Origin of the sequence: Salicibibacter cibi, from assembly GCF_016495865.1 — a bacterium.
In the GTDB taxonomy this organism is placed as follows: Bacteria; Bacillota; Bacilli; order Bacillales; family Marinococcaceae; genus Salicibibacter; species Salicibibacter cibi.
In genome coordinates this window covers 3,020,050-3,046,435 of record NZ_CP054706.1, presented here as the reverse complement: position 1 = coordinate 3,046,435, position 26,386 = coordinate 3,020,050, and the positions used below count along the sequence as shown (strand labels likewise).

At 42.9% G+C, this 26,386-nt stretch carries 24 protein-coding genes and 1 pseudogene; 23 read left to right on the top strand and 2 right to left on the bottom strand.

The window, feature by feature from the left end; all coding sequences use genetic code 11:
• The first annotated feature begins 4 nt into the window (after nucleotides 1-4).
• From HUG20_RS15095 to HUG20_RS15050, 10 genes are all read left to right on the top strand, one after another.
• A complete protein-coding gene (locus HUG20_RS15095; RefSeq protein WP_200085521.1) occupies nucleotides 5-1,750 on the top strand; it encodes a GMC family oxidoreductase in 1,746 nt (581 codons plus the stop codon).
• A gap of 38 nt (nucleotides 1,751-1,788) precedes the next feature.
• Nucleotides 1,789-1,971 (top strand): twin-arginine translocase TatA/TatE family subunit, encoded by a 183-nt coding sequence (gene tatA / locus HUG20_RS15090; protein ID WP_200085520.1) that lies wholly within the window; start codon nucleotides 1,789-1,791, stop codon nucleotides 1,969-1,971.
• Between the two features lie 100 nt (nucleotides 1,972-2,071).
• A complete protein-coding gene (gene tatC / locus HUG20_RS15085; RefSeq protein WP_200085519.1) occupies nucleotides 2,072-2,818 on the top strand; it encodes a twin-arginine translocase subunit TatC in 747 nt (248 codons plus the stop codon).
• Nucleotides 2,819-2,852: 34 nt separating this feature from the next.
• Entirely contained in the window at nucleotides 2,853-3,461 is a 609-nt protein-coding gene (locus HUG20_RS15080) for a copper resistance CopC family protein (RefSeq protein WP_200085518.1), read from the top strand.
• A gap of 3 nt (nucleotides 3,462-3,464) precedes the next feature.
• The gene (locus tag HUG20_RS15075; RefSeq protein ID WP_200085517.1) at nucleotides 3,465-4,868 is read left to right on the top strand and encodes a CopD family protein; all 1,404 of its coding nucleotides are present in this window, start codon (nucleotides 3,465-3,467) and stop codon (nucleotides 4,866-4,868) included.
• A 246-nt stretch (nucleotides 4,869-5,114) separates the two neighbouring features.
• A complete protein-coding gene (locus tag HUG20_RS15070; RefSeq protein ID WP_200085516.1) occupies nucleotides 5,115-6,131 on the top strand; it encodes an ABC transporter substrate-binding protein in 1,017 nt (338 codons plus the stop codon).
• A complete protein-coding gene (locus HUG20_RS15065; protein WP_246476440.1) occupies nucleotides 6,110-7,267 on the top strand; it encodes an ABC transporter ATP-binding protein in 1,158 nt (385 codons plus the stop codon). Before HUG20_RS15070 ends, HUG20_RS15065 begins: the two co-directional genes overlap by 22 nt.
• Nucleotides 7,264-9,015 carry an ABC transporter permease gene (locus HUG20_RS15060; RefSeq protein WP_200085515.1) on the top strand — a complete coding sequence of 584 codons (1,752 nt, stop codon included), beginning with the start codon at nucleotides 7,264-7,266 and terminating at the stop codon, nucleotides 9,013-9,015. Before HUG20_RS15065 ends, HUG20_RS15060 begins: the two co-directional genes overlap by 4 nt.
• Nucleotides 9,016-9,547: 532 nt before the next feature.
• Complete coding sequence (locus tag HUG20_RS15055) at nucleotides 9,548-10,321, top strand: HAD-IIA family hydrolase (RefSeq protein WP_200085514.1); 774 nt, start codon at nucleotides 9,548-9,550, stop codon at nucleotides 10,319-10,321.
• A gap of 18 nt (nucleotides 10,322-10,339) precedes the next feature.
• On the top strand, nucleotides 10,340-10,918 hold the full coding sequence (locus HUG20_RS15050) for a glycerol-3-phosphate responsive antiterminator (RefSeq protein WP_246476439.1): 579 nt from the start codon (nucleotides 10,340-10,342) through the stop codon (nucleotides 10,916-10,918).
• 22 nt (nucleotides 10,919-10,940) lie between these two features.
• Here the strand turns inward: HUG20_RS15050 and HUG20_RS15045 are convergent, their stop codons facing one another.
• A complete protein-coding gene (locus HUG20_RS15045) occupies nucleotides 10,941-11,516 on the bottom strand; it encodes a glycerol-3-phosphate responsive antiterminator (protein ID WP_200085513.1) in 576 nt (191 codons plus the stop codon).
• A gap of 362 nt (nucleotides 11,517-11,878) precedes the next feature.
• On the opposite strand from HUG20_RS15045, the gene HUG20_RS19220 reads away from it, so the two are divergent.
• The 8 genes from HUG20_RS19220 (at nucleotide 11,879) to HUG20_RS15010 (ending at nucleotide 19,457) form a co-directional block, all read left to right on the top strand.
• Nucleotides 11,879-12,505, top strand: coding sequence for an MFS transporter (locus HUG20_RS19220; RefSeq protein WP_246476438.1), 627 nt, complete (start codon nucleotides 11,879-11,881; stop codon nucleotides 12,503-12,505).
• Nucleotides 12,506-12,529: 24 nt separating this feature from the next.
• Nucleotides 12,530-12,835 carry a hypothetical protein gene (locus tag HUG20_RS19215; RefSeq protein ID WP_246476437.1) on the top strand — a complete coding sequence of 102 codons (306 nt, stop codon included), beginning with the start codon at nucleotides 12,530-12,532 and terminating at the stop codon, nucleotides 12,833-12,835.
• A gap of 250 nt (nucleotides 12,836-13,085) precedes the next feature.
• Nucleotides 13,086-14,717, top strand: coding sequence for a glycerol-3-phosphate dehydrogenase/oxidase (locus HUG20_RS15035; protein WP_200090541.1), 1,632 nt, complete (start codon nucleotides 13,086-13,088; stop codon nucleotides 14,715-14,717).
• A gap of 190 nt (nucleotides 14,718-14,907) precedes the next feature.
• Nucleotides 14,908-16,266, top strand: a complete 1,359-nt coding sequence (locus tag HUG20_RS15030) for a transposase (RefSeq protein ID WP_200085512.1) — start codon at nucleotides 14,908-14,910, stop codon at nucleotides 16,264-16,266.
• Nucleotides 16,267-16,344: 78 nt separating this feature from the next.
• The gene (locus tag HUG20_RS15025) at nucleotides 16,345-16,905 is read left to right on the top strand and encodes a glycerol-3-phosphate responsive antiterminator (RefSeq protein WP_200085511.1); all 561 of its coding nucleotides are present in this window, start codon (nucleotides 16,345-16,347) and stop codon (nucleotides 16,903-16,905) included.
• Between the two features lie 91 nt (nucleotides 16,906-16,996).
• Nucleotides 16,997-17,449, top strand: coding sequence for a YndM family protein (locus HUG20_RS15020; RefSeq protein ID WP_200085510.1), 453 nt, complete (start codon nucleotides 16,997-16,999; stop codon nucleotides 17,447-17,449).
• Nucleotides 17,450-17,524: 75 nt separating this feature from the next.
• Complete coding sequence (locus HUG20_RS15015; protein WP_200085509.1) at nucleotides 17,525-18,391, top strand: SDR family oxidoreductase; 867 nt, start codon at nucleotides 17,525-17,527, stop codon at nucleotides 18,389-18,391.
• Between the two features lie 202 nt (nucleotides 18,392-18,593).
• Entirely contained in the window at nucleotides 18,594-19,457 is an 864-nt protein-coding gene (locus HUG20_RS15010; protein ID WP_200085508.1) for an RpnC/YadD family protein, read from the top strand.
• A gap of 153 nt (nucleotides 19,458-19,610) precedes the next feature.
• On the opposite strand, the pseudogene tnpA reads toward HUG20_RS15010, so the two are convergent.
• Nucleotides 19,611-19,883: pseudogene (gene tnpA / locus HUG20_RS15005) on the bottom strand (IS200/IS605 family transposase); the annotation flags it as partial.
• A 16-nt stretch (nucleotides 19,884-19,899) separates the two neighbouring features.
• Here tnpA and pnpS point away from each other — a divergent pair.
• From pnpS to coaE, 5 genes are all read left to right on the top strand, one after another.
• A complete protein-coding gene (pnpS, locus tag HUG20_RS15000) occupies nucleotides 19,900-20,892 on the top strand; it encodes a two-component system histidine kinase PnpS (protein ID WP_200085507.1) in 993 nt (330 codons plus the stop codon).
• 600 nt (nucleotides 20,893-21,492) lie between these two features.
• A complete protein-coding gene (gene polA, locus HUG20_RS14995; protein ID WP_200085506.1) occupies nucleotides 21,493-24,126 on the top strand; it encodes a DNA polymerase I in 2,634 nt (877 codons plus the stop codon).
• A gap of 16 nt (nucleotides 24,127-24,142) precedes the next feature.
• The gene (mutM, locus tag HUG20_RS14990) at nucleotides 24,143-24,967 is read left to right on the top strand and encodes a DNA-formamidopyrimidine glycosylase (protein ID WP_200085505.1); all 825 of its coding nucleotides are present in this window, start codon (nucleotides 24,143-24,145) and stop codon (nucleotides 24,965-24,967) included.
• Nucleotides 24,968-25,030: 63 nt separating this feature from the next.
• On the top strand, nucleotides 25,031-25,681 hold the full coding sequence (gene ytaF / locus HUG20_RS14985) for a sporulation membrane protein YtaF (protein ID WP_200085504.1): 651 nt from the start codon (nucleotides 25,031-25,033) through the stop codon (nucleotides 25,679-25,681).
• Between the two features lie 14 nt (nucleotides 25,682-25,695).
• Nucleotides 25,696-26,298 (top strand): dephospho-CoA kinase, encoded by a 603-nt coding sequence (coaE, locus tag HUG20_RS14980; protein WP_200085503.1) that lies wholly within the window; start codon nucleotides 25,696-25,698, stop codon nucleotides 26,296-26,298.
• Nucleotides 26,299-26,386: the final 88 nt, after the last annotated feature.

The following is a 26,386-nucleotide window of genomic DNA, read 5'->3' as shown; positions in this document are numbered from 1 at the left end:
TATTATGGCTACAGAATTACCACATAAGCAAGCTGTGATTATTGGCGTTGGATGGGCAGGTGGCATCATAGCAGCAGAGTTAGCGAAACAAGGCTTTGAAGTTTTGGGTCTTGAACGTGGGGAAGAACGTACGGTTGACGACTTTACTATGCCTAAAGATGAATTAAAATACGCATTAGATTATGATCTTATGCAAGATCTTTCAAAAGAAACGATAACGATGCGTAATGATGAAGACATGCGTGCTTTGCCCATGCGTCAACTTGGTTCATTTTTGCTTGGAAGTGGACTAGGTGGGGCGGGAGTTCATTGGAATGGTGTTTGCCCTAGGTTCTTTCCTTATGACCTTGAAATTCGCTCCCAAACCATTGAACGTTATGGAGAAGATAAGATTCCAGAGGACATTACGTTGCAAGATTGGGGCATGACGTATGAAGAGCTTGAACCTTATTATGACATGTTTGAAAAAACGCTTGGGGTTTCCGGGGAAGATAATGAAATGACACCGCCTCGTTCTGATGATTATCCGACCCCTCCTATGCTTGAGACACGGGCAATGAAACTTTTTAAAGCGACAACAGATGAAATGGGCTATCATCCCTACATTCAACCATCAGCGAATTTATCTGAACAATATACCAATCCGGATGGGCAAACGATTGAACAATGTAAATATTGCGCATTTTGTGAAAGGTTCGGGTGTGATTATCAAGCCAAAGCAGATCCCCTTATTACGGTTATTCCAACTGCCAAAGAAACGGGCAATTTTGAAATTCATACACATGCAAATGTTCGTTCAATATCGCAAGACGGGGATATCGCTGACGGGGTTTATTTTATCGATGAAACGACAAAACAAGAATACTTTCAACCGGCAGATATTGTTATTTTAACAGCCTATGTCATGAATAACGTCCGGTTGCTTTTACAATCCGAAATTGGTGAACCATATGATTCCGAAACACAAGACGGAGTGATTGGCAAGCATTATTGTTACCAAATTGGGGCTGGAGCTACTGGGATGTTTGAGAATGAAAAATTCAATCTTTACGCTGGGGCAGGGGCACTAGGGATGAGAATCGAAGATTATAACGCGGACAACTTTGATCATAGCGACCAGGACTTTCTTCATGGGGGTGTATTAACTTTAGGCCAAAGCGGAAACCGACCTATCGCAACAAATCCTGTACCTCCTGATACAAAATCATGGGGAAGCGATTTTAAACAGGCTTCTATCCATTATTTCCCCCGTACGCTATCGATAGGAACTCAAGGGGCAAGTTTACCTCATCGATATAACTATTTGGATCTTGATCCAACGTACACGGACCAGTATGGAGATCCCTTATTACGCATGACTTATAATTTTACTGACCAAGATCGTAAACTAGCTGAACACCAGGCAGAACGAGCCGCAGAAATTATGGAAAATATGGGGGCCGACATTGTGACACCAAACAACGACACAGAGGGTGACTACGACATTGTCCCTTACCAATCAACACACAACACTGGTGGGGTAATTATGGGGGAAGATCCGGAAACTTCTGCCGTTAATAATTATTTACAGATGTGGGATTGTGAGAACATGTTCGTTGTTGGTGCGTCAGCATTTCCCCATAATAGTGGCAATAATCCTACACCAACGGTAGGTGCATTAGCTTATCGTGCAGCGGAAGGCATTGAGGAATATTTGAACAACGGTGGAGGTCAATTAGTGAGCAGTAAGAATTCGACGCAGAAAGCTTAATATTTGGTAGATTTTTATAAAGAAAGTGGGCGAATGATATGGGAGGTATAGGAACGATTGGCATACCAGGGTTAATCCTTATATTGTTAATAGCACTTCTGATTTTCGGTCCCAAAAAATTGCCACAGATTGGTTCTGCTTTTGGTGAAACATTATCGGCTTTTAAGAAATCTACCAACCAGATCATGGATGATGTGAATCTACAGGACGATGAAGAATAAAAGGCTAAAAAGGACGAATCGGCAGCTTCGAAAGAGAATGAATCAGTTAATTGGAAAAACGATTAATAATAGATAAATTTAGATTTCCGGGAGTGATCGAATGGTTAATAATCAAACAACAGATCAAACAGCGATAGAACATTATGGTGAACTACGTGGTATGATTATTCGATCACTTCTATTTTTAGGTATTGCCCTCGTTGTTATGGTCATTTTGATGCATTGGCTGATCCCGTATTTGACATCTCACGCTTCCACAGGAGAAACTTCTCTAGTTTTGTTAGGCCCAATGGAAGTCATGCGTATTTACTTTCTTGTAGGATTGGTACTGGCCATTGGTTTTTCTATCCCTTATGTAGGTTATGAAATATGGAAATTTGCTCGCCCGGCTTTAACCGAGAAGGAAAGCAAAATGGTTTTGACCTATATCCCGGGAAGCGCCATTTTATTTGTTCTAGGTTTACTTTTTGGATATTTTATTGTTTTTCCCATCGTGTATTCATTCTTGATCGGACTGGGAGCCATTCATTTTGACATGATGATTACCGCGCAGCAATATTTCTCTTTCTTGCTTATGACAACGTTGCCGATAGGTTTTGTATTTCAATTGCCGATCGCCATGATGTTTTTGACGTCTTTGGGGGTGTTTGTCCCCGAGCAAATGCGCAAGGTTCGTAAATATGCTTATTTTGGAATGGTTGTTTTTTCTGTTCTTATCACACCTCCTGATTTCGTGTCGGATGTTTTGCTTATTATCCCCCTCATATTGTTGTATGAGTTTGGGCTATATGTTTCACAAATTGTGCATCGGAAAAAAAGAAGCACAATGACGGCAGAACAGACTTAATTTCTTATAAATAGCAAAAGGCAGGGGAGGGATTATGACAATCATAAAATATCTTACTATTTTAATCATTACCGGTTTCCTATCATTGTCATTTATGTCTATAACATCTGCGCACTCGTATGTAGAAGAGTCTGATCCTGCCGAGGATTCCAGTGTTGATGAAGACATCGATACTATTACCCTCATCTTTGATGCGGGCATCGAATTGGCAACGAAGGCCACTGTTTTCGATGACGAAGGAGAAGAATATGAAATCACCGATGAAAGCGTGGAAAGTCCGGAATATAGTGCGACCCTTGTTGGGCCGTTGCCTTCAGGTGATTATACGGTAGAATGGGAAGCGCTCGGGGAAGATGGGCATACAACCGAAGGTGAAGTCGCATTCACGATTGACATCGATGAAGCCATTGATGAGGAGGAAGAAGCAGAAAATGGAACTGCAAACGTCGAAGAAGGGAAGTCGGGTGAGGAAGAAGCGAGTGAAGAAAATACAACGACCGAAGATGCTTCAACCCAAGAAGAAGAAACCGCTGCGGCCGAAACGACCGATGAGGGCGGCACGGGTTGGATGATAACCGCTGTTCTTGCACTCATCATTATCGGTGCTGTCGTTTTCATTATTACCCGCAGGAACAAAGCGTAGGCAATGGTTATCCTTGCAGACGCTGCTCTCTTTCTCGCACTTTCCGTTTTTGTTGGCGTTCATATTTTAGAGGGTATCTCAGGGAACAACCGGCCTAAGCTGCGTCTCCCATCTTTTCTTATTGCGTTGCTTGCGATCGCACTAATTGTTTTCAGCTTCATCCCTTTCGGAATGATTGCCGAACAGACGGCGAGTCTTTCTCAGGACCCTTTTCCTACGGCACTTGGGTCTGTCCTGTTGGACTTCAACATCGGGCAAGGGTTTATTGTTTTTGTCTTGTTTCTTGCGATCACGTTGATCGCCCGTTCCACCCTGAAGGAAAAACGCTGGCTCCTCTTGCTCCCCATACTGGGCATGATTTTGGCATCGGCATGGAGTTCACATCCGGCCTCCCTTTCGAATCTGGGATATTTCTTTGACGTGATTCATATGGCTGCAGCCATGGCCTGGACAGGGGTATTGCTCGTTGTCGGATTTTTTTCCACCGGCGATGATCGCTGGCTTCGTTTTTTTCATTGGTTCACCCCATTTGCCATAACGATGGTGCTATTGTTATTTGCCAGCGGATTGGGGATGCTCACGTTAATCACTCCGGAATATACGAACAGTTGGCTGCTTTCCTACGGGCAATGGCAATTGCTCAAGCATTTGTTGTTTATCCCGCTCGTTTTTTATGGTTTTGCCCATGGTTTTATCATGAAAAAAAGACTGGCCAATGGAACAAATCGCACACCACGTTTTTCGTTGCGAATGGAAAGTGCTGTGCTCGCGTTTGTCTTCATCGTTACAGCAGTGATGGCTGAGCAAGAACCCCCGCACGGCGTATTGGAAACATTGGAATATACGAACATGTCTGAGCTCGCGATGCAAATGATTACAACGGAATTTTCTGCAGGAGAAATCGTGACCTGGAATATGAGTTTTCCAACGTTTTTGTTGATTGTGGCAACAGGGACAGTTCTTGCCTCTTTTATTTATAGTGTTGGCAAGATGGAGTCTGCTAGGTTCGCTCCGATCCATATCGTTTTATTTGTATTGATTGCCTACACGGGGATCATGTTAAGTGCAGATGTGGAAACAACAACCGAAGACACGTCCGGGGAATCCACGATGGAAATTGAATTATTAAATGATACACAGGGTACTGTCGGAGACGAATATCTCCTGCAAGCAGAAGTTACACTGGAAGGACAGCCGATCGAAAATGCGGATGTCATATACTTTGAAGTTTGGCCTGAAGAAGATGATGTAAACAAGGGCACCATTATTCATGCTGAACACGAGAGCAATGGGATATATACAGCCGATTATACTTTTGCAGAGGCAGCAAATTACTATGTGCAAATACATGTCACTGCTGATGGTATGCATCGTAACCCTGTACACGAAGTTGAGGTTGGTCAATGATTTCTTCTAAGGAGCCATTTTTTAGATCATTTTAAATATAATTTTAGAATGGTAGTTGACAGATATGTGAACGTAATATATAGTAAGAATTAATTAAATAATGTAAGGGATTACATTAGGAATATTAGGGCAGAGATGAGGAGACGACCCTAACAATCTATGTGGAAAGTCTATTTCCTATAGTTTGTTGTGGTCGTCTTTTTATAGTTTTATGTGAAAGTGGAAAAAACAAAAGGGGGAGTATCAATGAATTTGAGCAAAAAGACAATGACAATGGGAATAATGTCTGTAGGATTTTTAACAGTACTGTCGGCATGTGGTGGTGGGGAAGGATCGGGAGTTACTTTGTATTCACCGGAAACACCCGAAATGTCTGAAGAATTGGCAGAAGCCTATGAAGAAGAACACGGAGAGTCAGTAAACGTCGAGTATGCAGGAACGAATGTACTTGTCAATCAAATGATGGCTGAAGCGGATAATCCTCAAGCTGATGTATGGTATGGCGGTGGGGGCTTCATGCCTTTTGAAAATGCTGTAGAACAAGGGTTATTAGAATCTTACCAACCTGAAGCGGCAAGCGATTGGGATGTAACTGAAGATGACATAAGAATGCGACATGAAGACTGGCAGTATGTAGGGATAGAATTATTTGCGCTTGGATTTGCATATAATCCGGATCTGGTCTCCGAAGATGAACTTCCGGAAACGTGGGATGATCTGCTTGATGAACGTTGGGAAGGTGAACTCCAAATGCCTAATCCCGCTGCTTCTGGCACATCAACGTTACTTGTTCTCAGTCAATTACTAGATAAAGGAGAAGATGAAGGCTGGGAATACTTTGATGAACTGGTTGAGCAAATGAATGCGATGCCGGATTCTGGCCTTTCACCTACAGAGGCTGTGACGACCGGAGAAGCGTCTATCGGTATTGGGTTTGATTTTATGGCTTATCAAATGAAGGATAGAGGAGAAACGGTTGATTTTCATGTTCCGGAATCGACTCCTGTTTTAGTAAACCCTGCTGCTGTAGTGGAAGATGGACCCAATCCTGAGGGTGCAGAACAGTTTATGGAATTTCTTCTTTCTGAAGAAGGACAGCAAATTAAAGCAGACTGGGGACATATTCCTTTACATCCCGATGTTGATTCACAAACTCCTCTTGATGCTGAAAGCTTAGAGGATCACTCTATGGACCTTGATATCGATTTTATAAATGAAAATTATGATGATGCTCGTGATGAATGGCAATCAAGATACCAATAGCAACAAAAAAAGGTGTGAAGATCATGGGTTCGATAACAGTAAACAATTTAGTTAAATATTATGACGATGTAGAAGCACTGAAAGGTGTGGACCTAAATATTGAGGAGGGCGAGTTCTATGCCCTCTTAGGTCCATCAGGATGTGGAAAAACCACAACGATGCGCTGTATAGCTGGTTTTGAAGACATGACTGACGGAGAAATATATATTGGGGGCGAATTGGTTAACCAAGTTCCTGCCAATCGACGTGACTGCGGAATGGTCTTCCAAAGTTATGCGCTCTTTCCGCATTATAATGTATTTGAAAACGTTGCTTACAGTTTGACTATTCGTGATTTATATGGTTCTTCTCCTGGGCAAAGGATAAAGAGTTTCGCTCGTCTCATGAGTCGTAGACTTGGAAAACCTACAGATGCTATATATAAGAAGGTCATGAGCATTTTGGAATATGTGGAACTTGATCATTTCGCAGATCGAGGAGTCAGCGAATTATCAGGTGGGCAACAACAACGTGTTGCACTTGCAAGAGCTCTTGTAATGGAACCTTCTGTGTTGTTATTAGATGAACCGTTATCAAATCTTGATAAAAAATTACGTAATACAATGAGAGCGACTATACGTAGAATGCAACAAGAACTCGGAATCACAACCATTTTTGTTACACATGATCAAGAGGAAGCGATGAGTATGGCGGATCGAATCGCTGTAATGAAGGATGGTGAAATTATCCAAGAAGCCTCACCTACGGAATTGTATAGCAAACCAAAGACCCCATTCGTAGCTGATTTTGTTGGTTCTTCTAATATCTATAAAGCGGATTCTACACAAGATGAAAAGGGAATTAAAATTAATGACAATTTTATATTGCTTACGAGATATTCATCGACTAAATCCTCGGAAAGGGCATTGATTCGGCCTGAAGGAATTGAAATTCTGAAAGAAAAAAATGATGGAGATAATATTGTAGAAGGCCAAGTAACGATGAGTACCTACTTCGGACCTTTAATACGCTATGATGTCGATATTGGGGGAGTGGGTATTACGGTTGAGGAGGATTACACAACAGGAACCCCTATATATGAAGAAGGGGATAACATAATTTTATACATCCCTGAAGAGAGGGTGGTACTCATATGAAGCCGAATACCACCTCACAATCACAAAAGAAAACACCTATAAAAAATTTTTTAAAAAAAGTAGATAGTTTACAAGTCATAAAATGGCTGATTACTGGTTTTTTCATTTTATTTCTTATTATTCCTTTGATATCTGTTTTCATCATAAGTTTCACTAATGAACCAGTGAACATTTTTGGTTCTTTTGTTGATCCTAATATATTATCTGATAATATTGGAAGGATTGCAAATGCTTCACTAGATCAATTTCGTGAATTGTTTACAGGTGGAACAAATTATTTTGCTGCATTAAATAATAGTCTGCTGTTAGCAGTGAGTGTCTCGATTATTGTAATACTAATGTGTTTACCAATTGCTTATGGGTTCGCACGCACATCTATGCCCTTTAAGGGGCTTTTTGCAGCACTATGTACAATGCCTGTGGTTGTGCCAACCTTCATTTCTGCAGCTGGATTCATTATCATGTTTGGTCGTACCGGCTGGACAAGTACCATATTTAATTCTATTTTTGGCACTGAAGGTGGTTTATTTGATGTTTACTCTATGACTGCCATAGTGCTTGTACAAGTTTTCTTCTTTTTTCCATTAGCATTATGGCCAATGGTGGCCGCCTTCAAAATCGCTGATATTCAATTGGAAGAAGCGTCACGAAATATGGGTGCCCGTAGCTGGTCAACAATGCTTTTCGTGACCGTACCATTAGCATTGCCAGGAATGATTTCCAGTGCTTTATTGATCTTTGCAGTTAGCTTTTCTGATTTTGGAACCCCTATTATTCTAGCTCCTGAAGGTTTGAATTTGATCGTCGTAGAGGCGTATCGGGAGATATCCGGTTTTTTTAATTGGGGAGGTGCTGCTATTCTGACGGTTGTCATGGTGGGAGTAGCCGCAATCTTTTTCTGGCTTCAGCGATTGGTAACTAAAAAGATGGATTACGGAACGTTGTCTGGAAAGCCCAGGGCGACGAAGTTAAACAACAATAAAGCAGTGAAAATTACTTTGAGCGTTTATACTAGCATAGTTGTACTTGTTCCAACGCTAGCCATTTTATCAGTATTCTTACAGTCACTGGCAACTACTTGGGGGGCTGATCTATTACCCAATGGACTTACGTTTGATCATTACCAAACGATTTTCACGCGTTCGACAGATAATATTGTTAACAGTATTGTTTTGGCTGGAGGAGCCCTTCTTATATGCGTGATTGTCGGGACGTTCATTTCCTATTTTGTGGTTAGACAAAAATCATCGAAACTTGATTTTCTAGCTACTATACCATTGGTTGTTCCTGGAATTGCTTTAGGGATAGCTTTTATCCAAACGTTTAACACTGCACCTTTGCAGCTAACTGGAACAGCTTTTATCCTCATTGTTGCTTATGCCATTCGTCGATTGCCTTATATGATTCGATCGACAACGGGAAGTATGATGGCTATTCGGTCTGACATTGAAGAGGCATCTGTGAATTTAGGAGCTTCTAAGCTGATGTCCCTTGTTACGATTGTTGGACCATTGATGTTGCCGGGAATTGCTGCAGGTTCAATACTCGTATTTGTTACAGTCATCAGAGAAACGAGCATAACAATCTTAATGGCTCCCACACAGTGGTCACCTATGAGTCTGGAAGTATTTCAAAACCTTATGCGTGGTGATATGTACAACGCATCGGCAATGGCTGTGGTCATTATTGTACTGGTCTTAGTATTACAAACAATTGGAAATCGAATATCAAACAACTCACTTTATTAGGAGCATTTCTGTCAGGAAAGAATTTGAGGATTAACAAAAAATAGGTCCCATTAGGATCATACGGCACGTCATAACATGTATGCTCCTGGGGTATGAACCCGACCGGTCACTGGTCACTATTAGTTTAATTTTGAATCAAAGATCATTGCGTCGTGAATTCGGTGTGCGTCAAGGAAAAACCAAAGAATTCGCTGACAGTTTATCGGTCAAAGATGCGCACATGATCGCTCAGATGATGAAAGACGGACGATATGCTGTAGGAATCTCTCGAAGGGCGCCTATCCTGAACTCCGGGAAGGCATGAAAAATATTTGAACAGCTGTCTCCAGATCTGCAAAAACTGTTAATGGATGGCGGGAATTGGCTAGATCGGTACGATTCTAAACGTTTTAAGGGCACCGGATGACAGAATAGCTTTCTATGCATTGTTCTCGGGTGAGCAACAGACAGCTTCATCGAACACCCACGAAATTTTTAGAATAAGCGAGTGTGTGTTATAAAGTCCTATTTATTTATAGAGGAAGTGGCAAAATTGAAGAGAGGCTATGTCTTTGATTTAGACGGAACCATTTATTTAGGAAAAAAAGCAATAGAGGGAGCAGCAAATACGCTTCATGTTTTGAGGCAGCGTGGAGACAAGGTGATATTTCTTTCTAATAATCCCTTGTACTCTCGTTATGGCCTCCTAAAAAAATTAGAAGCTTTCGGAGTTGATGCTAAGCTGGATGAAATTTTCAACTCTAATTATATACTCTCCCGTTATCTCAAAAAAAAGTTAAAAGTTAATGACACGGTATGGGTATTAGGGGAATGGCCGTTATTTCAGGAATTGCAAAATCATAATATATCAATAACGCATAATCCGATAGATGCTGACTATATTGCTATTTCTTGGGATCGTGATTTCACCTATGAGAAGTTACACCAAGCATTTAGAGCTTGGGAATCGGGAGCAAAATTAATAGCGACTAACCCTGATCGTACCTGCCCCACTGATACAGGCCCATTGCCTGATACTGGAGCGATAATTGGCGCAATCGAAGGTGCCACAGGTGAAAGCATTAAGAATATTTCCGGAAAGCCATCTTCCATTGCGGTTGATGTAATACAGGAAGTATTGGAACTACCACCAATTTCTTGCTACATGGTGGGCGATCGTTTAGAAACAGACATCGCAATGGCTAACTCCCATAGATGGAATAGCGTTCTCGTTTTAACAGGAGTTACATCTGAAGAATCCGCTTATAGCCATACGATTAAGCCCAATTATGTATTAAACAGCATAAAGGATTTGCTCAATATTTGAAAATAAGGGATTGCTACTATGACAAGCTTATTTTTTCCAATGGATGATATTATAGACTCACAAGTTATTGCGGCAATTAGCTCTGAAAATCAAATCCAAGAAGCGATAGATTCATCTTGCAATGTTGCCTTTTTGCTTCTGGGAAACATTTTATCTTTGCCACATTATGTAACAAAGCTAAAAGAATCAAATGTACGTGTTTTCGTGCATATGGATTTAGTAGAAGGGCTTTCAAATGATAGAAGTGCAATAAAGTTCATCGTGGAAAAAGTTAAACCAACAGGCATTATCACTACGAAGAGTTACATTATTAAAATCGCGAAAAAATATAATTTATTAACCGTTCAAAGATTGTTCATTATAGATAGGAATGCAATCACTAAGGGACTTCAAATGGTTAGCGATTCAAAACCTGATGCGATAGAGTTAATGCCGGGAGTTCTTCCAAAAGCGATCGATCAGTTTGCGACTGCGAGTCATTTGCCGATAATAGTTGGGGGACTCATTGATACAAAACAAGAAATCCATGTAGCATTAGAAACTGGAGCACTGGCAGTGTCAATGACTTCGAATGATCTTTGGAATGCTGGACTGTAGAGTGGTGTAATTACACGTGCCCCTAGAGACCTTGATTCCATAATGTCTGTGCTCCTGTAGAGACAGCGAGCGCACCAGCTTCGAGGGCAGTATGAATTTCCTCGGGATGCTCAATAAGCCCCCCGGCAATGATGGGGAGCTCGCTCTTTTTGGTGAATTGATCGATAACTTTAGGAATGATACCGGGTAGCAATTCGATAGCGTTCGGTTTTGAAATTTGCGTAACTTCGATTCCTTTATTCACTGCATTTCCATCAATCAAAAATAATCGTTGAATCGTTTGGAGTCCTTGTTTTTTTGCTAATTTAATTACAAAGCTTTTTGTGGAAATAATGCCAATTGGATTTATTTCTTTTACGATATAATCAATAGCACTTTTATCGTTTGCAAGCCCCTCAATAAAATCCATATGAACAAAAACGTAAATTCCTGCATCATGGAGTTGTTTTATATATGAAGGGAGTAAAAGGATATCGCCAGTTAAAAGAAAAGCTACATTACACCCGCTATTAATTGCTATCGGAATTTTATCCTTAGTGTCGATAGCAGAGATTACTTGTGACTGGACAATATCATTTAAATGTAGATTTTTTTTCATTGGTAAAAAGTCCTTTATATATATGCTATTGATTCTTTACTGTATTTTACCATTAATTCGTGGGCTTTGCATTTTTATGGACTTGCTATAGGAGAGTTTTCAAATTTCGGACGAGAAGAGGAAACCGAATAGAAGCATTGCTACCATTGCTTTGGTCACTGCATTTTGCTTACTTGGAGATTCTATGCTTTACATTGTGCTTCCTATTTATTGGAGAGAAGCAGGGTAAGATAGATTATGGCAAGTAGGTGTATTGCTTGCTGTTAATCGTTTAGTACGTTTGCCTTTGAACCCGTTTGTCGGGTGGGTTTATCAAAAAAATTTCCTTGAAAACCGGACTTTTATTTGCAGTTATTATAAGTGTGATGACAACAGCTGGATATGGGATCGTTTCAGGATTTGCGGCTTGGTTCATTTTACGTGCTTTATGGGGTTTGGCCTGGTCATTTTTGAGGATTGGAGGTTTATCGGCAGTAGCAATCCATGGGGGACAGGGAAAGCAAGGAGAAGCCATGGGTGTGTACAACGGCCTTCATCGATTAGGGAGTCTCGTTGGAATGCTCGTAGGTGGTGCATTGACACCAATATTTGGTTTGTCTTGGGTATCAATCTCATTTGGGGTAGTGTCAGCTGCTGGAGTAATTTTATTGATAGCTTATTTTAAAAATGAACGAAAGGAGAAACCCGGAGAACGTAGAAGAGCGGAGGGTTTTTTTGGAATACACGTGTTGGCAAAGAATCCTTTAATCATGAGCACCGGTTTTTTAATTACTTTTTTAGTACAGGGTGTTTTTATGGGTACACTTTCATCTCTCGTTGTTTATCATTATGGGGAAGAAATCCAAAATTGGGAGATAGTTATCACCGCAGCTGCATTGTCAGGGGCATTGCAAGCTCTAAGATGGGGATGGGAACCATTTTTAGCCAAGCAAACCGGACGTTGGTCTGATGGAATATATGGCAGATTACCGATATTTATTGGGTCATGATCTGTAGGCACCGTAAGTTTCTTATTGATTCCGTTTGATTTCCTGCCTTTGGTTTGGATTTTGATTGTACTCATTGTACTTGTTGCTTGTACGGCGCTCACCACACTAACAGATGCCATCGCCGTTGATGTATCCTCATCCGGCAACCGGGTTCGTTTTTTCACTTATTATTCTGTTGTGCAAGATTTCGGTGCCGCGTGTGGACCTGCAATTGGTTTTTTTCTCCTGTCTTTTCATTTCGGATATGAAACTCTACATTGGATGTGGAATATTGCTTGTAGGGCTTATCTTATTATGGAAGCTAATTCCATGGCAAAAGAAAAACTCTGAGGCTATGCTTAGAGAAGTATAAACGCTTAAATTGCGTATTCTTGCCTTTACGCCAAAAAAGATTTCCCGTATACTAAAGATAAGTTAATAAGCAATGATCAGAGTCAATGAGAAGATCACAGCTATCAAACAGGCGGGTGGACCATACGTCTGTTGAGAGGCCTGTGATCTTTTTTATGTAGATAAGTTTTCAAATGTTGTAAATGCGAACGGAGGGATTGAATTGGTTTTTTCTGCACAATCACGAGACATGGCTATTGAACATATGAGTAAGACGAATTTAGATCTGTTGGTTATCGGTGGAGGCATTACAGGTGTGGGAACGGCGCTTGATGCCCAAACCCGGGGGGTTAAAACAGGCCTGATTGAAATGCAGGATTTTGCGGCAGGTACGTCGAGCCGTTCCACGAAGCTTATTCACGGCGGTTTGCGGTACCTGAAGAATTTTGAAATTAAAACGGTGGCGGAAGTGGGAAAAGAACGCGCAATTGTTTACGAAAATGCGCCGCATGTGACAGAGCCGATCCGCATGATGTTGCCGTTTTATAAAGGCGGAACATTTGGCTCCTTTACGACATCGATGGGGTTATCGGTGTACGATCGGCTTGCCGGGGTAAAAAAAGCGGAAAGGCGCACGATGATGGGTGCAAAAGAAGCAAAGCAACAAGAGCCGATATTAGCGGAGAAACAGTTGCGCGGCGCCGGCATGTATGTGGAATATCGCACCGATGATGCTCGCTTAACGTTGGAAGTTGCGAAAACAGCGGCGGAAAAGGGTGCACATCTTGCCAGTTATATAAAGGCGGAGTCGTTTATTTATGACAATGGCAAAGTGATCGGGGTTGTTGCCCGTGACGTGACCACCGATAGGACGTCCAAAATTTACGCGAAGAAAGTTGTTAATGCGACCGGCCCGTGGGTGGATCACTTACGAGAGCAGGATCGTTCGAAAATCGGAAAAACGCTTCATTTATCCAAAGGCGTTCATCTCGTCTTTTCCAAAAAGCGTTTGCCTCTGCAACAAGCGATTTATTTTGATACGCCTTTTAAGGACGGAAGAATGATGTTCGCGATTCCGCGGGGAGACAAAGTCTACGTGGGAACGACGGAAACGGATTATGAAGGGGACGAGCGCGAACCGGGGGTGACGGATGAGGATATTGCTTATATTATAAAAGCAACCAATGCCATGTTTCCGGGCTATCATATCGCCACAGATGATGTGGAATCGAGCTGGTCGGGGTTACGCCCGCTCATTCATGAAGAAGGAAAGGACCCTTCGGACATTTCCCGCAAAGACGAAATTTTTCACTCGGAAAGTGGTTTAATGACGATTGCCGGCGGAAAATTAACCGGCTACCGTAAAATGGCTGATTCCATTGTCTCGATGGTCGCCGAGGAATTGGAAAAGGAAACGGGAGAATCCTATCCGGCTTGCCAAACGAAAAATCTTGTCCTCTCGGGCGGAGATGTTGGCGGTTCGCAGGAATTTGTTTCTTTTCACAAAACGTTCGTTAACGCCGGTATGAAACTTGGTCTAGATGAAAAAACTGCCAGAGAGTTGGTGGAACGTTACGGGTCCAACGTCTCGCAAGTGTTCATGTATCTTGAAGATGATGAGGTCGATAGGTTTCAGCTTCCGAAAGCTGTTTGGGCGTCTTTAAGATACGCCTTGGAACATGAAATGATGCTTACTCCGGTTGATTTTTTACTTCGCCGCACGTCGTATCTTTTGTTTGATATCGATACAGCGCGAGAAAATAAAGATGCAGTCGTCGAAGCCATGGCCGTGAAGCTTCAGTGGACAACGGAAGAAAAAGAAAGACGTGTTACGGAACTCAATGATATGTGGGAAATCATGACATTTGAACAAAAAAGTTAGCGCCGCATTCCCCTTCAAAATCTTTGAATTAGTGGGGGTTAGGCGCTAAGGTCTTGGCCTGTTTATTTTTAAAAACATTTTGGGTAAGTATAGAATTAGACTTTGCATACAGTATAAGGTATAATAAGATCAAACAAATGTTCCGTTATAAATAGATAACCTTGGAAAACTTTCGAGGGAGGGTTTGGTGGTGAACATAGCCAAAACCTTGTCGCACAAGATTACGAATCACTCTCGTATATTTGACGCAACACTAGATGTCTACAACGATGCACTGGCTTTTATTATCGAAGTGATAGATACAGAATTCGATAACCTTGATGAGATGACGATGAAATCCATCGTTCCTGCGGTGGAAAGGCTCATTCATACGACAACATCAAATCCTTCTCCAAAGTACCGGGCATTTAATGCCCGATTTTATAAATTTCCTTCGTACTTTCGCAGGAGTACGATTGCTTCGGCGTTTGGGAAAGTGAAAAACTATCGCTCCAATTTATGTAACTGGGAAGAAGAGAAAGCAATTGCGCTTGCCGAAGGAAAAAATTTCAAAAAGAGTCCTCCGAGGTTGCAATTAAAACACAAGGAATTCCCGGTGTTTTATCGAGGTAATATGTTTAAACGAACATCAGATTCAACAGCTCAAATCAAAATTTTTCATAACAATGATTGGGTATGGGTGGATATCATCTTCAAAGAACAAGACTTATATAAACGTGGCGTTTGGGATTGGAAAGAAAGCAACCCTACGCTTGTTAAAGTCGGTAAGAAGTATTTCCTCAATTTCAGCTATCAATCAAAAGTGACATTAAATAAAACAAAAATCAACGACCAAAAAGTGTGTGCGGTAGATCTCGGAATTAACAACTCTGCGGTTTGTTCAGTCGTGGATATAAAAGGCACTGTCTTGGCTCGTAAGTTTGTCAATCAGCTCAAAGAAAAAGACCGGTTATATACGTTGACGAACAAACTACGCAAAGCACAACGCACGTCCGGTTGGATTGCTGCGCCGAATTTTTGGCGTAGTATCAACGGCCTTCAAAAGCACATCGTGAATAATACGTCGCATGAAATTATTACATTTGCGAGCGAGAATGATTGTGATGTTATTGTTTTTGAGTACCTTGATAAAATGAAAACACCGAAAGTGTTTTGGGGCGCAAAGAAACTTCGCTTCAAACTCCGTTACTGGCGAAAGAAAGGGATTCAGAACAAGGTGACGGAGATGGCGCATTATCTCGGTATGCGTATGTCGAGAGTGAATGCTCGTAATACAAGCAAGTTGGCATTTGATGGCTCCGGAGAAGTCGAGCGAAATTGGAAAAAAGACATCGCCACATTTTCAAGTGGAAAAGTCTATCATGCCGATTTATCAGCATCATATAACATCGGCGCGCGATATTTTGTTCGTGGCATTCAGAAATCCATGTCGGAAACGAAATGGTTGTCCCTTCAGGCAAAAGTAGCTGATGTGGCAAAAAGGACATATACGACCCTGTCTTCATTAATTAGCCTTACGAAAGCATTAGAGTCGCCGAATTCGTCTTAGCCGCTTTTGTTTGTGCCGTATTTAAGATAAGGGATGCTCCATCAAAATCTTTGATTTAGGAGGAGAGGTTCACAGGTGATGGATGTGTTTGATGGACAGAAAATCATTCCGGCTGTAAAAGAGATGAAGGATTTTGAACGTGTATTAAAACGAGAGGATGCATTTTTTGTTGTATTGGAAGTTCACATCTCCCAACTTGCCAGAATGAAGAAAGCGGCACGGGAAGCGCATAAAAAAATGATCATCCACGCGGATCTTGTACAAGGACTTAAAAGCGATCGGTATGCGGCGGAATTTCTGTCTCAAACGATTAAACCCGCGGGTATTATTTCTACGCGGGGCGATATGCTCCGAATCGCTAAAAAGAATAATATCATGGCGATTCAGCGGATGTTCCTTTTGGACACAATCGCCCTTCACACGAGTTATCAACTGGCCGAAACGGTTGGGCCGGATGTGATTGAGCTGCTTCCGGGCATTATCCCTTCCTACATCCGCAAAGTACACGAGGAAACGGAAATTGACGTTATTGCAGGCGGGCTGATCGAAACCGACAATGATGTCAGACAAGCTATCGAAGGCGGAGCAAGAGCGGTTACAACATCTCGGCAAGACCTTTGGGAAGCTTTCCGGACGTAGAATTTCCCCTCCTTGGTCATCCATTATTGTCCGTTCATGGGTAATGAACCAAAAACAGGACAAGCTAATAGATGAAAAGGGGGTTGCTACATTGAGGTATGTTGGTGCCTTGATCATTAAATTGATTATGATTACTTTTGTGTCATGGTTTTTTCTAGGGTTGTTCGGCGGGGTTTCGTTTGCGAATATACTGCTCGTCAGTGTTGTCCTCACTGGTGTTTCGTTTCTCGTCGGTGATTTGTATTTGTTGAAAAACTTCGGAAATACATTGGCGACCGTCGTAGATTTTGTCCTTGTATGGGCAGGATTATGGGCATTGGGTGCAGCTTTATTCCCGTTTGAAGGACTTGTTTTATATTGCATTGCTTCAGCTTTCTTTATTGCCGCCGGCGAAGGATTTTTCCACTTATACATGGAGAGGAACGTTTTGCCAAATGAGGATTCAAGTACTGACAATCCCGCCGTGAAAAATTTGCAAACCGAATTTGGTTCAGACGTAGATATCAAATCTGATGCTGAAAAAACCAATAAGAAAAAGAAATAAGTTTTTAGTTTGCAGACCCAAGTGAAAGTGGTATGGACAAGGAGGACATGCAAAGCCTTCAAGGAGGGAAACCCAATGGATCCACGAGAGATGCAGATCGGAAGCACTCCACGGCAGCGCCAAGAAAGACAACCGGGCATTGAGTCGCAGATGCAGCCAAAGCCTGCGCAGCCGACGGATTATAAAGGAACGGATAAGTTGAAAGGAAAGGCATCGTTGATTACCGGGGGTGACAGCGGCATTGGACGTGCCGTGGCCATGCTTTATGCAAAAGAAGGCGCGGATGTTGCCATTTCTTATTTGGATGAACATGAAGATGCCGAAGAAACGAAAAAAATGGTCGAAGCCGAAGGGACGAGATGCTTACTCCTTCCGGGTGACATTAAAAGTGAATCCCATTGCCGGGATCTCGTGGAACAAACCGTCGCGACGTTCGGAAAGATTAATATTCTCGTTAACAATGCGGCGATTCAATATGTGCGCGATGATATCCTTGATGTTTCTTCGGAGCAATTCGAGGACGTGTTTCGGGTTAATTTCTTTTCCCATTTCTATTTAACAAAAGCCGCTGTCCGTCACATGCAGGCAGGTGATTCCATTATTGCCACTTCTTCCATTAATGCTTACCGCGGGAACCCGATTTTCATGGACTATTCGGCAACGAAAGGCGCGGTCACTTCATTTATCCGCAGTATCGCCCAAAGCCTTGCCGATAAAGGCATTCGCGCGAATTCAGTGGCGCCCGGACCGGTATGGACGCCGCTGATTCCGTCATCGTTTGACGAAGAAGGCGTTGAAAATTTCGGTCAAGGCGGCTTGATCAACCGGCCGGGCCAACCTTCCGAACATGCTTGGCCTTATGTGATGCTAGCGGCAGATGAATCTTCCTACATGACCGGGCAAGCGATTCACATTAACGGTGGCGACTATACGTCGTCATAGCAGAGTCTACGTAGCGCAGAAGCGGGGCGATCACTCGTTTCTGCTTTTTTTGGCTGGTATATTGCAAAATTTGGCTGATAAAGTGGCGTTTTCGGCTGATAAACGATACGTCGAGGGCGCCTCGAACCTGCCATGTACACGTCATCCCCTTTTTTGCTATAATAAAAGAAAACACTTGATCGTTATGAAGAGAGGTGAAGCGGTGAAAGAGAATGAATCGATTTCTTGGCATCCGTCATTTGCGGCGGCCTTACAGTTGGAATTGCAAGCATACGCAGATGAGTTGGAGTTTCAGCTGGAATTTGAGCTAACGAGTGAACCCTTGAAAGTTGACGTTCTTATTTTGAAAGACGGGGAAGCATATATTGATAAAAATATTGGCAGAATCTTTCGTCATTACAACGTTGTCGAGTATAAATCACCCAGAGATTATGTTTCGATTGATGACTTCTATAAGGCTATAGCATACGTATATCTATATAAAAACACCGGCGACAAAGGCATAGACACGATAGACATCCGTGAGATGACATTAACTCTTGTTAGCCTGTATAAGCCGACGAAACTCCTGGATCATCTACAGAAGCGGGAAAAACATGTCTATTTTGAAAATGAAGGGGTATACTACATCGAAGGGATGGATGTACCTATCCAACTTCTCATTCAAGAAGATCTTCCCAACAAGGAGAACGAGTACCTGACGCTATTGACGAATCAGTTACAGGAAAAAGAACAACTGCAACGTGCTCTGATGGACTATTTTCAAGACAGTAAGAAAGATCTGTACTTGCTTATGTTTCACGCGGTTTTTCATGCCAATCCCGAATTATTTACGGAGGTGATCCAAACGATGCAAAAGCTAGACCTTGATCCTGATACCCAAAAAAAGATTGATGATGTCGTCAAAGAGTTTGAATGGGATAAGAAGTGGAGAGAAGAAGGTAGTGAATTAGCCAAGGAGGAAATCGCTAAAAAGTTATTCGTTAAGGGGATGTCCTTGGAAGATATTGCAGAAGCAACGGGATTATCCATTGACAAAATAAATAAATTGACCCACCACGATTAAACATTCGTATAGATGGGTCGATGTAATTGATACAAAAACTGAAATGTATACGGAAACTATGTTAAACGACTTATTCCAAAAATACAAAGTGATCCTCTTTGAACAAAAAGTTAGCGCCGCATTCCCCTTCAAAATCTCTGAGTTAGTAGGGGATTAGGCGCTAAGGTCCTGTTCTCCTTGCTCCTCTCTATATTTTTTTATCACGTCCATTGTTGCTCCGCCGGTGGTTAATACCATATAACTTCTACTCCAAAAATAAGATTTCCAATAATATTCACTCAAATGATGAGGAAATTCTTTGCGAATATATCGAGAAGTGACGGTTTTAAAACTGTTAATGGTGGTTGCTAGATTTATTTGAGGTGGTGTATCAAAAAGAATATGGATGTGGTCTTCTTCGCCATTCATCTCGATAATCCCGCAATTCATGGGTAGCGGTCTCTTGTTCATTGATGGTCGAGGCCATATAACACTCGCGAACCGTATGTGTGATGACATTTTTCAAGCGGATACAAGTGAATGGTTGGAACATCTTTATTATGATTGCATTCATGATCATAATTTCGTTCTATTCATTCAATATGTCTTTTTAACCGAGACACATGCGCACGAGCAATTGTATTTTGACGATGGCTGGTCTGTAAAGCATTATGAAGCTTACGGAACGCCGGTCACTAATAGCAAAAGTCAATTACATGGCGTGGTCGTGGTTTTGCATGATATCACAGGTGTGAAACGGCTGGAAGAGATACGGAAAGATTTTGTGGCCAATGTTTCCCATGAATTAAAGACACCGGTCACGTCACTTAAAGGGTTCGCTGAAACATTGCTCAACGAGTCGATGGAGAATCAGGATGTTCAACGACAGTTTTTGGAAATAATCTGGAAGGAAAGTGATCGTCTTCAAGATTTGGTGGGCGACTTGCTCGAGTTGTCACGCATTGAAACTCACAACTTCCAGTTGAATTTACAACCGATCGATCTCTCGAAAATCGGAGCGGAAACAGAGCGTTTATTAAGAAAAAAAGCAGATGACAAATCGTTACAATTTAACGTTTCGAGTGAGGGGAACAAGGAAATGATCGGCGATGCGGCTCGAATAAAGCAAATACTCTTGAACTTACTAACGAACGCCATCGCATACACCGGAGAAGGTGGGGAAGTAGAGCTAAATATTTACGAGGAGGCCGAGTTCATCGTCTGTCGAGTGAGTGATACAGGGATAGGTATTGAAAAACAGGACCTGCCGCGCGTATTCGAACGCTTCTATCGTGTTGACAAAGCACGGAGTCGCGATCTGGGCGGCACAGGCCTAGGCTTAGCCATCGTTAAACACTTATTGGAGGCGCATGAAGGTACGATTGAGGCAAAGAGCAAACCGAACGTGGGCACGATGTTTACGATTTGCTTTCCGAAAGAATGGAGTGGCTGGTAAATCGTTTGTTTTGGCACATAAAATGGCGTTTTCGGCTGATAAACGATGCGGCGAAAGGCGCCTCGAACCTGCCATGTACAAGCCACCTTTTTTGTTATAATAAAAGAAAGCATTTGATCGTTATGAAGAGAAGTGAAGCGGTGAAAGAAAGTGAATCCATGACCGCCAAGGAACTGATTAATAAGTTGATATAGCAAAGTCGTTTGATTCACTCCGTTAAACAAACAATGATAAATGCTCTGGGGCTCATTCCTTACGGGGTTAGGACCCGAACAGTCGTGAAAAATCGGGTTAAAGAGTCACTAACCGAGTTATTAGCACCCGAACAGAGGCAAAAACCACGCTCGAAGGGTCACTAACCGTGCAATTAACACCCGAACAGGCAGCGGACACCGATTAAAGGGTCACTAACCTGAATATATATCAAAAGTTACAGGGTTGCCCATTAATAACATTAAAGAACTCGATCAATAATAAAGATATAGTATATAAACCAATAACATCCCCCATCTCCGGGGGATGTTATTTATGTTCACGAGAGGCAATTATGATAGAATAAAATCAGGATATACAGGTTGGCCGAAAGGAGCCTTGCGACTTATGAACAAACTCGTGCTTGTAGACGGAAATAGCGTGGCATACCGCGCTTTTTATGCCCTGCCCCTCTTATCGAACGATAAAGGGGTCTACACTAACGCCGTCTATGGTTTTACAACGATGCTACTTAAAATTTTGGAAGAAGAACAACCGACGCACATGCTTATCGCTTTTGATGCCGGGAAAACAACTTTTAGGCATGAGCAATTTGAAGAGTATAAGAGTGACCGTCAGAAAACGCCGCCGGAGCTTTCGGAACAACTACCGATTATTCAGGAAGTTTTACAGTCGTTTACCATTAACGCCGTTCAGGTCGAGTTATATGAAGCCGATGATATTATCGGGACGCTTGCCAAACGTGCTGAAGACGAGAACTGGCAGGTTCGCATCTACACCGGAGATAAGGACTTGCTTCAGCTTGTGACCGATCGGACACACGTCGCGATTACGAAAAAGGGCATTACGAATGTTGATTGGTATGACACTGACGCAATCGCTGAAAGGTATGGCATACCGGCCACACACATTCCTGACATGAAAGGGCTCGGCGGGGATTCATCGGATAACATTCCGGGGGTTCCCAAAATCGGTGAAAAAACGGCACTTAAATTATTGGCTGAATATGGCAATATTGAAGACGTTCTGGACCATGCTGATGATGTATCTGGCCCGAAAATGAGGGATCGCCTGAAAGAATACCGGGATCAAGCCCTTATGAGTAAACAATTGGCAGTCATTAACCGGGAAGCACCGGTTGATCTTGGGTTGGAACGTCTTTCCTATGAGGGATATGATAGCAAAGCCGTACGGCAGCTTTTTAAAGAATACGGGTTCAATTCTTTAATGAACCAAATTACAACCGACGAAGACATAAAGGAAGAGGAAGCGGCACTTGAAGATTTTGAGTTTCGGCATATGGAAGAAGTGACAGACGAAATGCTCACGTCACCAGCGGGTCTTATTGTCGAAGTGCCGGTAGAGAATTACCACAATGCCGATATTTGGGGCGTCAGCATTGTAAATGAGAACGGATCGTTCACCGTCCCCGCGGAGATCGCGCTCGCAACGGATGCTTTTCGCGATTGGTTATCCGATGAAAAAAAGAAAAAGTACGTATTTGACGCCAAGCGCGTCATCGTGGCTTTGGGATGGAAGGACATCACGATCAAAGCCGTTTCTTTTGATGCCCTCATTGCATCATATCTCCTGGACCCTTCTTTATCGGCGCACGACATAGCGGATATTGCTGAGCGACGGGGATTACACACGGTTTTAGCGGATGAAAGCGTGTATGGGAAAGGTGCGAAGTTTGCGAAGCCCGAAGCTGCGGCACTTAATGACCACCTGGCTCGCAAAGCGGCTACGCTCTGGAAGGTGAAGGAAGCCCTTAGTTCCGAGTTGGAAGAAAATGAACAAAGCGGTCTGTTTTCAACGATGGAGCTTCCTTTATCATTGGTGCTTGCGCAGATGGAACTGCAAGGAGTTATGACGGATCAACAACAGTTGCTTGATATGGGCAAGGAGCTTGACGAACGTCTGCAGTCGCTCGAACAAGATATTCATTCCCTTGCCGGTGAAACGTTCAATATTAATTCCCCGAAACAGTTGGGACCGATTCTTTTTGAGAAGCTTGAACTTCCGGTAATCAAAAAAACAAAAACCGGGTACTCTACTGCCGCTGATGTTCTTGAAAAACTTGTGGGAGAGCATGAAATCATTCCGAAACTGCTGCACTACCGGCAAGTGATGAAGCTCAAATCGACGTATATCGATGGACTTCTCAAAGTCATTCATGCAGATACGCACAAAATCCATACGCGTTTTAACCAAGCGATCACACAAACGGGCCGTTTGAGTTCTGCTGAACCGAATTTGCAAAACATCCCGATTCGCCTTGAAGAAGGAAGAAAAATACGCAAAGCTTTTGTTCCTTCAGAATCCGGCTGGGTTATTTTAGCCGCCGATTATTCACAAATTGAATTGCGTGTGCTTGCCCATATGTCCGGAGATGAAAAATTAAAAGCGGCTTTTCACGAAGGACAAGATATCCATACGAAAACAGCGATGGATGTGTTTGACGTTGGAAATGAAGAAATTACCGATACGATGCGGCGTCAGGCAAAAGCGGTGAACTTCGGAATTGTCTACGGCATTAGCGATTATGGACTATCCCAAAATCTCGGGATCACAAGAAAAGAAGCACAATCATTTATCGACCGTTATTTTGAAAGTTATCCGAATGTGAAGAAATACATGGACGAAGCGGTGCTCCATGCCCGGGATGAGGGCTACGTCACGACTCTGTTAAATCGCCGCCGTTATCTCCCCGAGATTAACGACCGTAATTTTAACCGCAGAAGTTTCTCGGAACGAACAGCGATGAATACACCCATTCAGGGAACGGCTGCCGATATTATTAAAAAAGCGATGGTTGATGTAGCAGATGATTTGACGAGACAAAGATTGCAAAGTCGCCTACTGTTACAAGTTCATGACGAGCTGATTTTTGAGGTCCCCCCGACAGAAATCGAACAAATGCAAACCTTCGTTACCGAGACGATGACGGAAACAATTGCCCTCGATGTGCCGCTCGTTGTCGATGTAGCGCACGGACAAACATGGTACGAAGCGAAGTGAGGAGAAACGAGAAGTTATGCCAGAGTTGCCGGAAGTGGAAATCGTAAGGAGAACGTTAACGAAACTCGTGCAAAAGAAGCAAATCATGGATGTGGAAGTCGGATGGCCGAAAATGATAAAGGAGCCGGATGACGTGGAGGCGTTTCGTTTTTTTCTCGCGGGACAAACGATTCAACAGATTGATCGAAAAGGAAAGTTTCTGATCTTTGGTTTGGATGATTATGCGCTCGTCTCCCATTTACGCATGGAAGGGAAATACAGCCTAAGTGAGGAAGCGCCAACGAAACACACGCATGTACGCTTTTTTCTTCACGACAACAGTGAACTTCATTACAACGATGTGCGTAAATTTGGGACGATGCATTTGTTTCCAAAAGGCACAGAACTTGGTGTTGCACCGCTTTCAAAGCTAGGTCCGGAACCGATGGATCCTTCCTTCAAGCTTTCTTACCTACGGGGGAAATTTGCGAAAACGACCCGCAATGTAAAAGCTGTGTTGCTTGATCAGTCCGTTGTTGCCGGGCTTGGAAACATTTATGTAGATGAGGCGTTGTTTCGCGCCGGGATTTTTCCCGGGCGCCCGGCTGCTTCGCTTGATGATGACACGATATTACGCGTACATCGAGAAACGATTTCAACCTTGGAAGCGGCCATCGAATCCGGAGGTTCATCCATTCGTTCGTATTTGAACGGGAATGGGGAAATGGGGTATTTTCAGCAACAATTGTATGTGTATGGCCGTAAAGGGCAACCATGCAAAAAATGTGCAGGGAAAATCGAACGAACAGTCGTTGCCGGACGCGGAACGCACCATTGCCCAAATTGCCAGCCCTCGGAATGAAGTACATTGGATGGGCTCCTGTCATAGGCTATGTTAAATAGATAGCTGGAGGGAGCATGTCTGATGGAAGGCTGGGTCGCATTACTCGTGCTTGCTTTCGCGGTTAGTGTGGATGCATTCGGTGTTGGGATGACGTACGGCATGCGCAAACTTAAAATCTCCATGTTGCCGGTCGTACTTATCGGTTTATGCTCATTTATATCTGCTTTAATAGCAGGGTTGTTCGCTGGAGTTGTGTTTCAATATATCCCCTCTCAATTTGCGGATTATTTGGGGGGCGCCATTCTTATCGCAATTGGGGCATGGGCGATCTATCAAGGGGCGCAATCGAATGAACAGCCACAAAGGCCGCCCGTCCGTAAAAATACAGAAGGAACGATGGTCAACTGGGAAATTAAGAAATTAGGACTCGTCATCCAAGTGTTGCGAAAGCCAACCACTGCTGATATGGATGGTTCAGGAACGATTTCTATTAAAGAAGCGATGCTCCTAGGTTTTGCCCTCGCCTTGGATGCTTTTGGGGCCGGTTTTGGCGCTGCGATGCTCGGACATTCGGTGCTTGTCTTTGCAGTGTTCGTGTTCGTAATGTGCTCGGTATTTTTGGTTCTTGGTAAAAAAGGCGGCTTTAAACTTTCCGGCCGAAAAACCATCGATAAATTGGTTTTTTTGCCCGGCTTGCTTATCGTTTGCATCGGGGTGTTTAATTTCATTTAAAGAGGGAGGTTAATATGATCATAGGACTTACCGGCGGAATTGCCAGCGGGAAAAGTTTACTTGCGGATTACATGCGGGCCTGGGACCTGCCAATCATCGATGCAGATACGGTTGCCCGGGAGGTCGTTGAGCCCGGAAAACCGGCGTACGAGGAAATCAAAAATTTTTTCGGAGATGATGTTTTTCATGATGATGGCACGTTGGACCGCAAAGCGCTCGGCAGCATTATTTTTGCCGATAAAGAAAAACGGAATCGTCTCAATGCGATTACACATCCGGCGATTCAAAAGGAAATGATGAACAAAAAAGAAGCGCTGATGAACGAGGGAAATCGGACGCTTATTTTCGACATCCCTTTGCTCGTGGAGAATGGACGAACGAATACTGTGGATCGTGTGCTGCTTGCGTATGTCAGCGAAGGTGTGCAATTAAAACGGCTGATGGAACGGGACGGAAGTACGAAAGAAGAGGCGCTTGAACGGATACGTTCGCAAATGCCGTTAAAGAAGAAAAAAAATTACGCGGATGCGGTTGTCGATAACAATGGCAGCCGCACCGAATCAAAAAACCAATTATTACATATCCTTACGAAATGGGGGGTGAAAGAGGGTGATTGATTCACCCTTCTTTCATTCGGGACGATGGTTTGTGCCTTTTCTGAACCATAAACATCGAACGAGCGATTGTTATATGATATACTAATCG